Genomic DNA, 15,280 nt, shown 5'->3' with positions numbered 1-15,280 from the left:
TATGCGCTGCCTTAACCTGTTCCTGCCAAAGCTATTACTGATGGTCGCAGTGATACACCTAGTCGACGCCGCAGCCGCCAATGCACAGCAGTTTAGCTTTGCCGGCAAAAGACAGAAAGATGCCATCAATTTTACCATGGTTCGAAACCTGGTGATCGTGCCGCTGTACATCAATGGCAAAGGTCCTTTTAATTTTATTTTAGACACAGGTGTAGGGCCGATGATCATCACAGACACCACGCTGGTTAAAAGCCTTGATCTTAAAAACCTGCGTCCCATTAAAATAAATGGTCTGGGCAAAGGTGTTGAAATAGACGCCTTCCTTAGCGGCGACATCGCCGCAAAAATAGGCCGGGCTACGATTAGCAATATGCCTGCAGCGATCTTAAAGGAAGATATATTCGGCTTATCCAGTTATGTAGGCACCAGGATATATGGATTGCTGGGCCATTCCTTTTTCAACAGTTTCATTGTGGAATTAAAATACGCCAACAAAAGGCTGTTGTTTAACTTGCCAGGGACAAAAAAGAAAATAAGGGGAGAGAAAATACCCGTGCAGATCATCAATAGCAAACCTTATATCAACATAGACATAGAAACAGCCGAGCTGGGCAAAGTTACTGCAAAGATGGTAGTAGATAATGGGGCCAGTCACGCCATTTCTTTAGAAACCTATGAGGAAAAGCCCTTTCCTGCTCCTTCCAATGCCATACAGGCAAACCTTGGGGTAGGGCTAAGCGGACCGATCAGCGGAAGCATCGGCCGCATACCTTTGGTACATTTGGGCAGCTTTACTATGAAAGACGTCATCACATCGTATCCGATATACAGCGATGTTGCCGCCAAAACCTATTTGCGAGGACGAAATGGTAACCTGGGCGCCGACATACTGAGCCGGTTCAACATCATTTTTGATTATGCAGGCGAGGCCATGTATGTCAGACAAAACCAATACTACAAGCGCCCATTTGAGCACGATATGTCGGGCATAGAGTTCTTCATGGAAGAAATAGATAAAAAGCGTTTCTTCATCAGCAGGATCGAAGCCAACTCTCCTGCAGAGCAGTCCGGCCTCATGCCGGAAGATGAGATCCTGACAATCAACTTCGTCAGGACATCCAAGCTCAGCCTCAATGACATCACCAGGATATTCCGTTCTGAAGACGGCAAGCCGGTATTTATCTCGGTATACAGAAATGGAAGTGTGCTAATCCGTCTAATAAAATTAAAGAAAAGAATATAATGTGTTAATTTTACAAAATGCTCAGAAAATCACTACTCATTTTACTACTGCCCCCTGTTCTATTTTTTAGCTGCGATCAGAAAACAAAAAGCAAAGAAAAAGCACCGCCCGTAAGGTTAACTTTTGATCATATCCTGGGGATAAAATATCATGAAGTAAAACGCAGGTTTAGTAATGGGTTGTCGTTTAATGAAATGGGGTTTCAGCAGGAACCCACCTGGATCATACAGTTTAAGTCGAACGATACGGTAATGGCCTGGAGCCCACAAAAACTCAGGATGCAGCCTTTCTTTTTAATGTATGACCATGGAGATGTATACAACTTTGCAAAAGAGTATTTCAGGATCAGGAAGCTCAGCAAAGACAGCCTGGTATTTCAACGTCTCCATGTACAAAAGAAGGAGATTGCCAGCGACATCCGCTCTGATGTAAATATTACCTACTACTCCGAGAACTACATTAAAAACGTACTTAAAACAACACCAGAGGTCTTGCAAAGACCCACAAAAGCAGACACTGTTTATATAAGGGGACTTGCGGAAAAAGCAAACAGGGACCCTGCCAATCCGAAAACTGCCTTTGCGGGGCGTCTGCCAGTCCGGTTTATCCCCCGAAACAACATGGCTAGTGTGATGCAAAAAAGCACAACAGATCCCTTCTCAGGAAGAACTGCTGCCTATGATTATCTGTTCCCGCAGTACAGGATTGTGATCGAAAAAGCCTATAAAGATTTTGGCTATGAATTTAATGTAGTAGTCGATGCCGCCGGTAGAATGCACCTCATTTCCTTTGGAAATGTGCTTCCCGAACACCGGGAGGCACGCAAGAAATCTTTAGAGGCCATTATCAATGTTTATCTCAAAAACCTGCTGCAGGTGATACCGGGCAGTACGCTCGGAATACCACACTCCAGCGAAATAACATTGGTTGTTGTTGGGAGAAAACAAAATTAATATTGTTTTTTAAATTTTATATTCGTCAAAAAATGAAGCATTTGCATTTTTAATAAAAAATATTATGTACCTTGCACACTTAATTTTTTAATAAATAATACAATGCAAGAAGGAACAGTAAAATTTTTTAATGTAACTAAAGGTTTCGGATTCATTATCCCTGCAAACGGAGATAGCGAAATCTTTGTACATTCAACAGGCCTTATCGATGAAATTCGTGAAAACGACAAAGTTGAATACGACGTTGAAAGCGGTAAAAAAGGGTTGAATGCGATTAATGTTAAAGTAATCTAGATTATTAAAAACATAAATTGTAACGGGTGTCTAACAAAATTAGACACCCTTTTTTTGTTTTAATTACAACCCGTGTCATGCTACAACGCTTACTTTTGCGCTTTCCCTTTGAGTGTCTCCAACAACAGTTCAGGCTCATTGGTAGTAATGAATTCTACCTTATTCTCAATTAACCAGTTCATATCTTTTAATTCATTCACCGTCCAGGCGTTGATGGTTAGGCCCAGCTCCTTTGCTTTGACAAACCACTCACCCTTCTGATAAACGCTGTAATGATAGTCGGCACCGTAAAAGCCGTCTTCTTTAAGTTTTTCAAGTGGTATATCACCTTTTAAATAAGCAACTTTAGCTTTCGGGTCGAGCGTTAATATACGCTGCAAAATATCATATCCAAAACTGATGTAATCCACCAAAGGCTTGATCTTTAGTTTTTTCACCATCGCCACAGATTTGTCGGTCATTTTCATATCCCAGTCCTTGCTTACGCCTGAAGGCTTTATCTCAAGAATCAATTTGGTCTTCTTTTGCTTCATTCCCGCTTTTAAGTATTCCTCAAGCGTAGGGATGCTTTCCCCGTTAGACAGCTTTTTCTGCAACAGGTCAGCATAATTGGTTTTAGCGATCTTCATTCCGAAAAAATCAGCATCGTGGTTTACAACCAGGATACTGTCGGCCGTCATATGGATATCAAATTCAGCCCCGAAACATCCCAGTCTTACCGCTTCATTAAGGGAAGCAATAGAATTCTCCGGCAAAGCTTTTGCTTTCCAGGCTCCACGGTGGGCGATCACCGGGTTATATTGTGCATTAGTTGTTGAAAAGGTAAGGAGCATTATTCCAATAGCTAAAATTGATTTCATTCGTTTTTTCTATAAATATCGGTTTTCAAAAAGTTATGCCCTGGATGCTGACCACGCAGTAGCTGCGAAGCAAAATAAACTCAGCAGGACGAGGAGCATAATAAATACTTTCAGCTAAAATAAGCGTTAATGATAATATAAATGTTTTCTTGAAGTTATTTTTTAACTTTATTGATCATTCGAGTGTTAATGGACAGCAATTACGACCTTTTAATTTCTAAAGTCAATGAGTTCATCCAAAAGTTTTATCTTAATAAACTTTTGCGTGGAACCATTTATGCTGCAGCATTATTGTTAGGCGCTTACCTCTTTTTGTTCCTGTTCGTCTATTACACCAATCCTGGCATTGTTGTTAAAACGGTATTATTTTTTTCTTTCCTGTTTGCTGCCACTCTGATCATTGCCATGCTGATCGTTAAACCTGCCTTGTCTTATTTCAAGCTAGGCAAAAACCTAAGCATACAGCAGGCGGCCTTGCTCATTGGCGACCATTTTTTTAACGTGAAGGACAAGCTGCTAAATACCTTGCAGTTAAAAGCCCTGGCAGATCAGAGCCCAAAGGACAATATGTTGATCCTGGCGGGAATTGACCAAAAGATCATGGAACTAAAGCCCATTCCCTTTACCAATGCAATTCGCTTTAACGAAAATAAAAAGTATGTCAAATACTTTCTGGCGCCATTGTCTGTCATTATTCTGATCGGCATCATCTCACCAGCTATTCTTAGCGAAGGGACCCGCAGCTTTGTACAGTATGATAAAAAGATCCTGCCAAAATCTCCTTTTCAGTTCGTGTTACTAAACAGTAACCTGATCGTATCACAGGGCGATGATGTGACCATCAGATTAAAGATGACAGGCAATGAGATTCCACAGGAAGTATATGTTTCTGATGGCGTAAACTCCTATAAACTTGAAAAGGAGCGCAGTACCTTATTCAATTATACTTTCAAAAACCTGCAAAAGAACAAGCAAATCAGTTTTTTTGGAGGTGGCTTTAGTTCGCTGAACCATACCATTGTGGTAAAATCACGTCCGGTGGTCATCAATATCACTGCCAGGCTAAACTACCCGTCCTATCTGAATAAAAAGTCAGAATCAGTTCTGAATGCAGGAGATTTGCTGGTTCCTGAAGGCACGGTTATATCCTGGGAATTCCAGACGCAAAATAGTGACAGGCTCCGTTTCGTCCTGGGCGACAAAAACCACTCTTTGTTAGCCAATGGTAGTGCATTTAACTTCAAAGCTGCTATCCGCAACAATACCGCCTATCAGATTATCCCTGAAAATGACTTCATAAAAAGCAAGGATGTTTTGTCGCATCAGATCAGTGTGATAAAAGACGAGTTTCCCGATATAAAGGTAGTGGAATCAGCTGATTCGCTGAGCAGCAAAGTACGCTATTTTTCGGGCAACATCTCTGATGACCATGGTTTTTCAGCACTGAAGTTTCATTATAACGTTCGCGAAAATGGATCGCTTAAGGCTGGGTTTTCAAAATCCATTGCGATTAAGAAAGGCGTTCAGGATGATGCTTTCTTCTTTCTCTGGAACCTCCGCGAAGTCGGCTTAAAGGCAGGGCAATCGCTTGAATACTATTTTGAACTAGCAGACAACGATGGCGTAAATGGCCCCAAAAAGATTAAATCTGACATAAAAATAGTTGAAGTACCTACACCATATGAAGTATCTGAAAAGATAGAGCAGGGAAGTTCGGCATTAAAAAACCAGATGGAAAAGGCCATTAAATTGGCGGCAGCAGTAGAAAAGGAAAGTAAAAAAATTACGGAGACACTCCTGGATAAAAAGCAGCTGACATTTGAAGATAAAAAACAAGTCGAGCAATTACTGGATAAGCAAAAACAGCTGGAAGACCTGGTTAAAGAAATTAAAAAACTGAATGAAAGGAATACCTTCGAAAAAGAAGAAAACAATGTTTTAAAAGATGAGCTCGCAGAAAAACAGAAACAAATAGACGACCTGTTTAATAACGTGCTGGATGATAAAACGAAGGCTTTGCTGGAACAATTGCAAAAGCTAATGGACCAACAGAACAAAGACCAGACACAGAATGAGTTGTCTAAAATGCAAATGGACAATAAATCTTTGAAGAATGAACTGGATAGGATTCTGGAGCTGTACAAGCAACTGGAATTTGAACAAAACCTGCAGAACAACATAGACAGGCTAAAGGACCTCGCTAAGGAGCAAAAAGAATTGTCGAAAAAAACCAATTCAAAAGACGCAGCTACTACTGAGCTGAAAAATGAACAACAAAAACTATCATCCCAATTCGAAGAACTTGAAAAGGAATTGCAAAAGCTTTCTGATAAAAACCAATCGCTGGAGCGCCCCAATGATTTTAAAAAGCCTGAGAAGGAAGTAAACAGCATAAAGCAGGATCAGAAAGGCAGTAAAGAAAATCTCGACAAAAACAACAAAGAAGACGCTGCTAAAAGTCAGGACAAAGCCGGCAAAGAGATGGAGGAGCTGGCAAAGCAAATGGAAGAGACGCAGCAGCAGTCGGAGGAAGCAGAAAACAGCGTAAACGCGCAAGAATTAAGACAATTACTTGAAAATCTGCTAAACAGCTCCTTCGATCAGGAAAAAGTAATGCTTGGTCTTAGGAATATTGGATCCGGCGACCCGCAGTATACACCGCTGGTACAAAAACAGCGCAACATCAAAGACAATATGGCTATGATTGCCGACAGCTTATTATCCTTGAGTAAAAAAGTCCCTCAGATTGAGTCGGCCGTGAACGAGGAAATGCAAAAGATCAATTTCAACCTTGATAAGAGCCTGGAAAACCTGGGAGAGCGGAATACTGCGGTAGCCAACAGGAACCAGCAGTACACCATGACTGCTATTAACAACCTCTCGCTGATGCTTAATGAAGCGCTTGACCAGCTGCAAAATGCAAAGAAAAAAGGTCAAAAGGGCGGTAGCAAGGGCAGTAAAACAGGGATGCAGGAACTGCAAAAAATGCAGCAGCAGCTGAACCAGAACATGCAAAAGGCAAAAGAGCAAATGCAGAAAAACGGCAACCAGGGAACAGTTCCAAAAGGGCAGATGAGCCAGGAATTTGGTAAAATGGCCCAGCAACAGCAAATGATCAGGAAAGCATTGCAAAAGATCAATAATGAAAATAAGAATGGCAAGAACGGTCAGGGCAATACGGATCAAATGATCAAGGACATGAAAGCAACCGAGACAGACCTGGTTAATAAAAGAATAGAGCAGGCGACAATGGATCGCCAGAAGAAGCTGCTTGATAAATTACTTGATGCAGAAAATGCAGAGCGGGAAGAAGATGAAGAACAAAAAAGGCAAAGCAAGGCGGCCAAAGACTTCCCTCCGTCCTATAAAAAAATGCTTGAAAATTTTAAAAAGGCACAGCAAAGCCAGACAGAAAGTCTTCAGAAATTACCTGCAGACCTGAATCATTATTATAAAAATAAGATCATCGAGTATTTTAAAATGTTAGATTCGGCCCAATAACAAAACAATAAATGGGAAAGCGGGTAATCAATTTTTTCACGGAAGAGATTAAGTATGTCTTAAAAGACAAGCGTAAAATAAAAGCATGGATAGCGAAAGCCATCCTAGCAGAGGGATACGAAGTGGATGAGCTGAGTTTTATCTTTTGCTCTGACGAGTATTTATTGCGTATAAACCAGCAATACCTGGATCATGACACTTATACCGATGTAATCACATTTGACAACTCAGAAGTACTTAAAATGATCACAGGGGATGTGTTTATCAGCATAGACAGAATCCGGGATAACGCGATGCTTTATAAGCACAGTCCGAAGGAGGAGCTGTGCAGGGTAATGATCCACGGCACATTGCATTTGTTGGGTTACAAAGACAAAAGCAAGGCTGATAAAACACAGATGACACAAAAAGAGAACCACTACCTCGCCGCTCTTCATATATAACAATCATACAAAACCTTATACAAAAAGAATTATTGTACTTTTGTAATAATTTCTTATCAGTAATATCGTTTAAACACTTACTTTGAGCACACTAATTGCAGCCGAAAACTTAGGCCATGCTTATCACGACGAATGGCTATTTAAAAACTTGACACTGGGTATTCAAACCGGTCAGCGTGTAGCCCTTGTGGGCATCAATGGCGCTGGAAAAAGTACCCTTTTAAAACTATTGGCAGAGCGCTTCTCTCCTCTTGAAGGTAAAATTGTAAAGAATAAATTTGTGAAAATTGGATTCCTGGATCAGGAGCCTTCCTTTCCTGATGGTTATTCTATCAGTGACTTTATCTTTTCTCTGGACAATAAACAGCAACAGCTTATTAAAGAATATGAAGAACTGATTGAAGACCCTAATCCTGACGAGAAAGCATTAAACCGCTTGTATGAGGAGCTCAGCGAGCACAATGCCTGGGAATATGAGCATGAGATTAAAACCATTCTGAGCAGAATGGGAATTACCCACCTTCAGCAACAGATATCGACACTTTCAGGCGGACAAAAAAAACGGCTTGCACTGGCAAAGTTGCTTATTGAAGATCCCGAAATCCTGGTGCTGGACGAGCCCACCAATCACCTAGATATTGATACTATTGAATGGCTGGAGAAACTACTCACTTCGGGTAATAAAACAATTCTGCTGGTTACGCACGACAGGTATTTTCTTGACAATGTCTGCAATACCATTGTAGAACTAGACAGGGGGAAGATCTACAACTATAATGGCAACTATGCCTATTTCCTAGAGAAGAAGTCAGAACGGGAGTCTGCCGACGAGAGTACTTTTCAGAAGAACAAAAACTTGCTGAAGAAAGAACTGGAGTGGATGAGAAGGATGCCACAAGCGCGTGCCACCAAATCTCAGGCAAGAATTGATGCTTTTTACGATCTGGAAAGCAAAACCAAGCAAAGAACTGACAATCAATCTATTACGCTAAATGTTAAAATGTCTCGCCAAGGAAACAAGATCTTGGAATTGGACCATATTGGCCAGAGCTTTGACAACAATAATATCATTGGTGATTTTAGTTATATATTTAAACGTGCTGACAGAATAGGATTGGCAGGAAAGAATGGTACCGGAAAGTCGACTTTATTAAATATCATAACAGGTTACTTAACACCTGAAAAAGGGAAAGTAAGCACAGGCGAAACAACCGTATATGGGTACTATAAACAAGGCGGACTTGCATTCAATGAAAAGGAAAGGGTAATTGATATTGTTAAGTCAGATGCGGAGTACATCAAAATGGCAGACGGGCAGACGATCTCTGCTTCCCAATTATTGACTTTGTTTTTGTTTCCTCCAAAAAAGCAGCATGGGATGGTAGAAAAGCTTAGCGGAGGGGAAAAGAAACGGTTGCACCTAATGAAAGTGTTAATGCAAAATCCTAATTTCCTGATATTGGATGAGCCAACAAATGACCTTGATATTGATACATTAAACGTATTGGAAGAGTTCTTGGAAAATTTCCCTGGTGTATTAATTCTTGTTTCTCATGACAGGTATCTATTGGACAAGATGAGCGAACAGCTCTTTATCATGGAAGGAAATGGGGATGTAAACATTTACAATGGCAATTATTCTGAATACAGACTTAGCCTGGATGTCCCAAAAACCGAAAAGAAAAAGGACAGTCCCGCGCCAAGCCCCAATACAGCACCTGCGCCCGCTGCAAAAAAACTCAGCTTTAAAGATCAGAAAGAACTGGAATCACTGGAGTCGAGAATAGCGGAAATTGAAGAGATCATTGCAAAGAGCACGGCTGCACTGCTAATAATAGACAGTGCGAATTATGTAGAAATTCAAACCATCACCAAATCAATAGAAACACTAAACAATGAAATGGATACAGTCATGGAAAGATGGCTGGCCTTGTCATGACGAAATAAAAACAAACGTTTCACGTGAAACCTATTATCAATGTTTCACGTGAAACGCAAACTAAAAAGACGATGTTTAAAGAATATGATGTAATTGTAGTTGGGGCTGGTCATGCGGGCTGCGAAGCAGCCGCGGCGGCAGCAAACATGGGTTCCTCGGTCCTGCTGATTACCATGAATATGGAAACGATTGCCCAAATGAGCTGCAACCCAGCAATGGGTGGCGTAGCTAAAGGTCAGATCGTTCGTGAGATCGACGCAATGGGCGGCTATTCTGGTATAATAAGCGACAAGACAACTTTACAGTTCAGAATGCTCAATCTATCGAAGGGGCCCGCTATGTGGAGTCCCCGTAGCCAGAATGACAGGAAAAGATTTGCAGAAGAGTGGAGGTTGGGTTTAGAGCGTACGCAAAACGTGGATTTCTGGCAAGACATGGTGAGCAGCCTGATCATTAAGAACAACACTGTTGTCGGTGTTAAAACCTCTATTGGAGTAGAAATTTATGGTAAGGCGGTCGTGCTGACCAACGGCACGTTCCTCAACGGATTGATACATATCGGAGAAAAGAAATTTGGTGGGGGCAGGACTGGCGAAAAAGCAGCGACAGGGCTCACAGAGCAACTTACTTCTATTGGTTTTGAAGCAGGAAGAATGAAGACCGGCACCCCACCCCGTGTAGACGGACGTTCACTAAACTACAGCTTGATGGAAGAACAGTGGGGCGATGAAAATCCGGGCAAGTTCTCCTTTACAAATACCACTGTTCCAAAAAAACAACGTTGCTGCTGGATCACCTATACCAATACAAATGTACACGAAACCCTAAAAGAGGGCTTTGAGAAGTCGCCAATGTTTACAGGAAGGATCAAGGGCCTCGGTCCAAGATACTGTCCTTCTATCGAAGACAAGATCAACCGTTTTGCAGAACGGGAAAGACACCAAATCTTTGTAGAGCCAGAGGGCTGGGACACCTGTGAAATCTATGTCAATGGATTTTCCACCTCCCTGCCCGAAGATGTTCAATATAGAGCGCTAACCCAAATCCCCGGGTTTGAAAACGCTAAAATGTTCAGACCTGGTTATGCCATAGAATATGACTATTTTCCACCAACCCAGCTATCACTGACGCTCGAAACGAAACTGGTAAGCAATTTATTCTTTGCAGGACAAATAAATGGCACTACTGGTTATGAAGAAGCTGCCAGTCAAGGGTTTATAGCTGGAATTAACGCCCATCAGAAGGTTTTTGACCAGCATGAACTAATTATGAAACGTTCCGAGTCATATATTGGTGTTTTAATAGACGACCTGGTAACAAAAGGTACCGAAGAGCCCTACAGGATGTTTACTTCCAGGGCGGAGCACCGCTTGTTACTGAGACAGGACAATGCCGACATCCGGCTCTCTCCCATCGGCCATAAACTCGGCTTAATCAACGATGAGCGCCTGGAACTGGTAAACCAAAAAATTAAAGATTCAGATGCCATTGTTGCTTTCGCTAAAAAACAGGGAGTAGAAATGTCAGACGCCAATGAACTACTGGAAGGTCTTGGCACTAGCAAGCTAAATCAAAATGTTAAACTCTTCAGTCTCCTGAGTAGACCGCAGGTCGGCATTAATGACCTCAGGACCGTAAGCACAGGCTTCAACGAATTTCTCCAGCCATTTGATAAAGAGACCATAGAACAGGCAGAGATCAAAATTAAGTATGAGAGCTATTTTGAAAAGGAACAGGAAATTGTAAATAAAATGCAGAAAATGGAAGACAAAGACATCAATCCAAATTTTGACTATTCACAACTTGTATCACTTTCAAAAGAGGCAAGAGAGAAATTATTGAAAATTAAACCCAGAACCTTAGGGCAGGCATCCCGTATTTCAGGCGTGTCACCCTCAGATATCTCTGTTTTAATGGTTCACATCAGTAAATAATTTATAACTTACTGATTAATAATATTTTAAATACCAAGAAAGAAATAAAACACAAGACTCATTTTAAAGCGATATAAGCTATTTTCTAACTTTTTGAATGATATCCTTCGGAATGACAATAAATTTAAATACAGCGCAGATAAATGGCCAAAAAAGACATCCTATCAAAGTTCAACGTTTTTAACACTGTATTATTCGCCTCCCTGGTGTTAGCGGGCTGTGCCAGCATGCAGCAACCGCAGGGAGGGCCGAGAGACCTCGCTCCTCCTAAAGTGATAAAAATGATTCCTGAAAACCTCACTGTTAATTTCAACGCAAAAAAAGTCATCATACAATTTGACGAGTACTTCAAATTGCAAAATGAGTTTAAAGAATTTTCTATTTCTCCTGAACTGGAAAAACCACCAATTCTTAAAACAAAACAAAAAAGCCTGGAGATTACATTCCCTGATACGTTAGAGAAAAACACAACCTACACTATGAACTTCGGAGCTGCAATAGCTGATGTAAATGAAAGCAATGTAATTAAAAATCTCAGCTACGTATTCTCAACAGGGCCGGAACTGGATTCTTTGAGCATAAGCGGACGGGTAACGAATTCCTTAACAGGATTACCTGAACTTGATGCCCTTGCTTTTATATTTCCCATAGAAAGGGATACTTTATTTGGGAAAAATAAACCATCCATTTACATCACTACGGATAGTAGTGGAAATTATAGTTTGAAAAATTTAAGAAAAGGGACCTATAGATTGTATGCTTTAAAAGAAAAAAATGGCGACAAAATCTATCAGCAGAACCTGGATGATATCGCCTTCTTAAAAGATTCTGTAGTATTGGTAGATAAAAATCGCGATAGTATGAACCTCAAACTATTTAAGGAAAATGCAGCGGCTTTAAGAATACTCGATAAAAAACTTAACCCGGATGGAAGTATATCGATCGTTATCAATCAAAAACTCAAATCACCGGAAGTGGTAGTGCTTGAACCAAATAACCTCGATGTCAGTAAAAAAATCAAATGGAGTAAAAACAACGACTCACTAAAGGTATGGCTAACAGACCTTGGATTTGACTCAACCAAGATTGTATTAAAAGAAGCAGGCAAATTATTGCAGACGATCATGATAACGAGGGGTAAAAAAGATACTTATCAGAGGCTGTTAACGGCTACAGACAACATTGAAGGAAAAGTCCTTCCTCCAGCCCGGCATTTCAAAATGACCTTCAATTTTCCCATAGAAAGCAGCGACATAAGCAAGATCAGCCTGCTGGAAGATTCTGTAGCCAGGCAAAACTTTACATTGGAAAAAGACAGTCTGGACTTACTCTCCTATTATGTCAAATACCCATGGAAACCAAAGAAAATATACGACCTGAAGTTTTCCGAAGGTGCATTCACCGCAATTTTCAAGGCCAAGAATAAAGAATTTAGTAAAAGCTTCGAACTGGCAAGCAAAGACAATTACGGTACTTTAAGTGTTAAAATAACCATACCTGAAAAGGATAAAGCCTACGTCCTGGAAATTGTAAACGAAACAAAAGCAGTCGTAAATACCATTCCTATCAGACAAGATACTACCATAAACTTTAGCAACTATAAAGAAGGAAAATACTTTATAAGGGTGATTTATGATGCCAATAAAAATGGGATATGGGATACCGGCAACGTTAGTTTAAAAGCACAGCCGGAAAAAATCTACAACGAGCCCAAAGAACTCTCTATAAAGGCCAACTGGGAGCGGAATGAAAAAATCGAAATTCCTAAAGAAAACCCTATCTAAACCAGTCCGAATACATTATATAATTATCCGGCAACTTATTTAATAAAGCCCTTTGCTCCTCAGTAATGGGTTTTATTTTTTTTGCCGGGGTGCCGGCATAGATAAAGCCGCCTTCACAATGCGTATTTTCAAGCACCACGGATCCGGCAGCGATAATGCTGTATTCTTCCACTACTACGTTATCCATCACAATAGCTCCCATACCAACCAGCACATGATCTTTAAGCGTACATCCGTGAACGATGGCATTGTGTCCAATAGAAACCCTATTCCCTATGTGTGTGGAGGCTTTCAGATAGGTAGCATGTATCACCGCACCATCTTGTATATTGGTATCATTTCCAATGGTTATAGCGTTCACGTCACCCCTTATTACTGCATTAAACCAAACCGAACAATTTCCTCCCATCAGCACATCGCCCACTATTGTTGCATTCTCTGCAATAAAACAATTGTCTCCCCATTGCGGGCTAACTCCATTTACTGGTAAAATTACTGGCATAAATTAAAAAATTGTATCCGTTAACTGTTTAGCATGCTCCGGATGATCTGTAGTATAGTGCAGTCCCCTACTCTCTTTCCTAGTCATAGCAGATTTAATCACAATAAAGGCTACCTGAATCACATTTCTAAGCTCACATAGCTTTACAGATACCTTATTACCTTTATAAAAGTCCTCCGTTTCCTGGTGCAAAAGGTATAACCTTCTCATTGCTCTTTCCAGTCTGAAATCTGAACGGACAATCCCCACATAATCACTCATTAGTTTTTGTGTTTCCCGCAGGTTATGCGTTACCAAAATATCCTCGTTAGACTGAATCACCCCATGATCATTCCAATCAGGTATATTATCCGGAATGATATTGTGTTTAAATCTTGCTACAGCATCTTCAAAAATACGATGTGCAAATACCGGAGCCTCAAGTAACGAATTGGAAGCCAACCTATTGGCACCATGTAAACCTGTAGAAGAGCATTCCCCACAAGCATACAGATTATTAATAGAAGACTTACCGTATTCATCCACCAGAATACCTCCGCACATATAATGTGCTGCAGGCGTAACAGGGATCAGGTCCTTTGTCATATCAATTCCAATAGACAGACATTTGGCATATATATTAGGAAAATGTGCTAAAATATCAGCTTTATCACTATGCCTTATATCCAAATAAACAAAATCTTCACCAGATTTTTTCATCTCAGCATCTATAGCACGCGCTACAATATCCCGCGGTGCAAGTGATCCGCGTTTATCATATTCATACATAAACTCATCCCCATTCTTTCTTCTGAGTACCCCTCCAAAACCTCTCACAGCCTCAGAAATTAAAAAAGCAGGATACTCTCCAGGATGATAAAGTGCTGTTGGATGGAACTGTATAAACTCCATATTCCTCACTTTCCCTTTCGCACGGTATACCATCGCCATTCCATCTCCTGTTGCAATAACTGGATTGGTAGTACTGGAATAGATATGTCCTGCTCCTCCTGATGCCATTATAGTGACACTAGCCAATATTTTCTCCACATCGTTAAGCTCTGTATTAAAGGCATATATACCATAACAGTTAATATCTTCAGTACTTTTATCAACATGCTCACCTAGGTGATGCTGGGTGATTAGTTCCAGACAAAAGTAATGTGTTAATATCTCTATGTTGTCATTTTGATGAATCTGCTTCAGCAATACACTCTCTATTTCATATCCCGTTACATCTTTATAGTGCAAAACACGGTGTTCAGAATGGCCACCTTCTTTTGCCAGATCATACACTCCAACCTTGTTCTTATCAAAATTAATACCGTAGTCAATGATCTCCTGTATACGCTGGGGACCTTCTTTTACTACAATTTCTACAATTTGTTTATCACACAATCCATCTCCGGCAACCAGTGTATCATCTATATGTTTTTCAAAAGAATCATCTTTATCTACTACTACTGCTACCCCGCCCTGCGCATACTTTGTATTAGATTCATCTTCGTTTGATTTAGTAACAATTAAAACTCTACCGTGTCTGGCGGCCTTTAAAGCAAAACTTAAACCGGCAATACCGGACCCTATAACCAAAAAATCTACTTTTCTCATTAAATTGTATTAATTCGCTGCTTTGTTAACAACGTTGATAGTAATGTTAACTTCTTGTCTAAATAAATAGAACAACTATTTTTAAATGTTTAAAGCTACTCTAAAAAGACAATTTGACACAATATTTTAAGTTATTTTTGAGCAGCTTTGTATGGTTTATTAACTTTTTAGACACACCTTAACAATACACATATTTCTATTGATAAGTTTTATATACCAAAAATAGATCGCTGTTAA

The 15,280-nt window shown here is 40.3% G+C and carries 11 protein-coding genes; 8 read left to right on the top strand and 3 right to left on the bottom strand.

Annotated elements, in window-relative coordinates; genetic code table 11:
- Position 1: 1 nt before the first annotated feature.
- The 3 genes from EZ437_RS03420 to EZ437_RS03410 all read left to right on the top strand — a co-directional run bounded on the left by EZ437_RS03420 (position 2) and on the right by EZ437_RS03410 (position 2,490).
- Positions 2 to 1,243, top strand: coding sequence for an aspartyl protease family protein (locus EZ437_RS03420; protein WP_131593262.1), 1,242 nt, complete (start codon positions 2 to 4; stop codon positions 1,241 to 1,243).
- A gap of 17 nt (positions 1,244 to 1,260) precedes the next feature.
- Positions 1,261 to 2,196 (top strand): hypothetical protein, encoded by a 936-nt coding sequence (locus EZ437_RS03415; RefSeq protein WP_131593260.1) that lies wholly within the window; start codon positions 1,261 to 1,263, stop codon positions 2,194 to 2,196.
- A 102-nt stretch (positions 2,197 to 2,298) separates the two neighbouring features.
- A complete protein-coding gene (locus EZ437_RS03410) occupies positions 2,299 to 2,490 on the top strand; it encodes a cold-shock protein (RefSeq protein ID WP_008241764.1) in 192 nt (63 codons plus the stop codon).
- An 89-nt stretch (positions 2,491 to 2,579) separates the two neighbouring features.
- Here EZ437_RS03410 and EZ437_RS03405 read toward each other — a convergent pair whose 3' ends face one another.
- On the bottom strand, positions 2,580 to 3,350 hold the full coding sequence (locus EZ437_RS03405; RefSeq protein ID WP_131593258.1) for a glycerophosphodiester phosphodiesterase: 771 nt from the start codon (positions 3,348 to 3,350) through the stop codon (positions 2,580 to 2,582).
- 189 nt (positions 3,351 to 3,539) lie between these two features.
- Between EZ437_RS03405 and EZ437_RS03400 the strand changes: the two genes are divergently transcribed.
- The 5 genes from EZ437_RS03400 to EZ437_RS03380 all read left to right on the top strand — a co-directional run bounded on the left by EZ437_RS03400 (position 3,540) and on the right by EZ437_RS03380 (position 12,951).
- Positions 3,540 to 6,851 carry a hypothetical protein gene (locus EZ437_RS03400; RefSeq protein ID WP_131593250.1) on the top strand — a complete coding sequence of 1,104 codons (3,312 nt, stop codon included), beginning with the start codon at positions 3,540 to 3,542 and terminating at the stop codon, positions 6,849 to 6,851.
- Positions 6,852 to 6,862: 11 nt separating this feature from the next.
- Entirely contained in the window at positions 6,863 to 7,294 is a 432-nt protein-coding gene (gene ybeY / locus EZ437_RS03395) for an rRNA maturation RNase YbeY (protein ID WP_131593248.1), read from the top strand.
- Between the two features lie 82 nt (positions 7,295 to 7,376).
- Positions 7,377 to 9,233 carry an ABC-F family ATP-binding cassette domain-containing protein gene (locus EZ437_RS03390; RefSeq protein WP_131593246.1) on the top strand — a complete coding sequence of 619 codons (1,857 nt, stop codon included), beginning with the start codon at positions 7,377 to 7,379 and terminating at the stop codon, positions 9,231 to 9,233.
- 71 nt (positions 9,234 to 9,304) lie between these two features.
- On the top strand, positions 9,305 to 11,167 hold the full coding sequence (gene mnmG / locus EZ437_RS03385; RefSeq protein ID WP_131595132.1) for a tRNA uridine-5-carboxymethylaminomethyl(34) synthesis enzyme MnmG: 1,863 nt from the start codon (positions 9,305 to 9,307) through the stop codon (positions 11,165 to 11,167).
- 143 nt (positions 11,168 to 11,310) lie between these two features.
- Positions 11,311 to 12,951, top strand: coding sequence for an Ig-like domain-containing domain (locus EZ437_RS03380; RefSeq protein WP_131593244.1), 1,641 nt, complete (start codon positions 11,311 to 11,313; stop codon positions 12,949 to 12,951).
- On the opposite strand, the gene EZ437_RS03375 is transcribed toward EZ437_RS03380, so the two are convergent.
- Together EZ437_RS03375 and nadB are read right to left on the bottom strand one after the other, a co-directional pair.
- Positions 12,944 to 13,453 carry a gamma carbonic anhydrase family protein gene (locus EZ437_RS03375; RefSeq protein WP_131593242.1) on the bottom strand — a complete coding sequence of 170 codons (510 nt, stop codon included), beginning with the start codon at positions 13,451 to 13,453 and terminating at the stop codon, positions 12,944 to 12,946. The genes EZ437_RS03380 and EZ437_RS03375 overlap by 8 nt on opposite strands.
- A gap of 3 nt (positions 13,454 to 13,456) precedes the next feature.
- Complete coding sequence (nadB, locus tag EZ437_RS03370; protein WP_131593240.1) at positions 13,457 to 15,043, bottom strand: L-aspartate oxidase; 1,587 nt, start codon at positions 15,041 to 15,043, stop codon at positions 13,457 to 13,459.
- Positions 15,044 to 15,280 lie beyond the last annotated feature (237 nt).

The sequence above is a fragment of the Pedobacter psychroterrae genome (assembly GCF_004331695.1).
Lineage (GTDB): Bacteria > Bacteroidota > Bacteroidia > Sphingobacteriales > Sphingobacteriaceae > Pedobacter > Pedobacter psychroterrae.
Note: the sequence above shows the minus strand (reverse complement) of the source record. Positions and strands in the feature narration are given on the sequence as shown.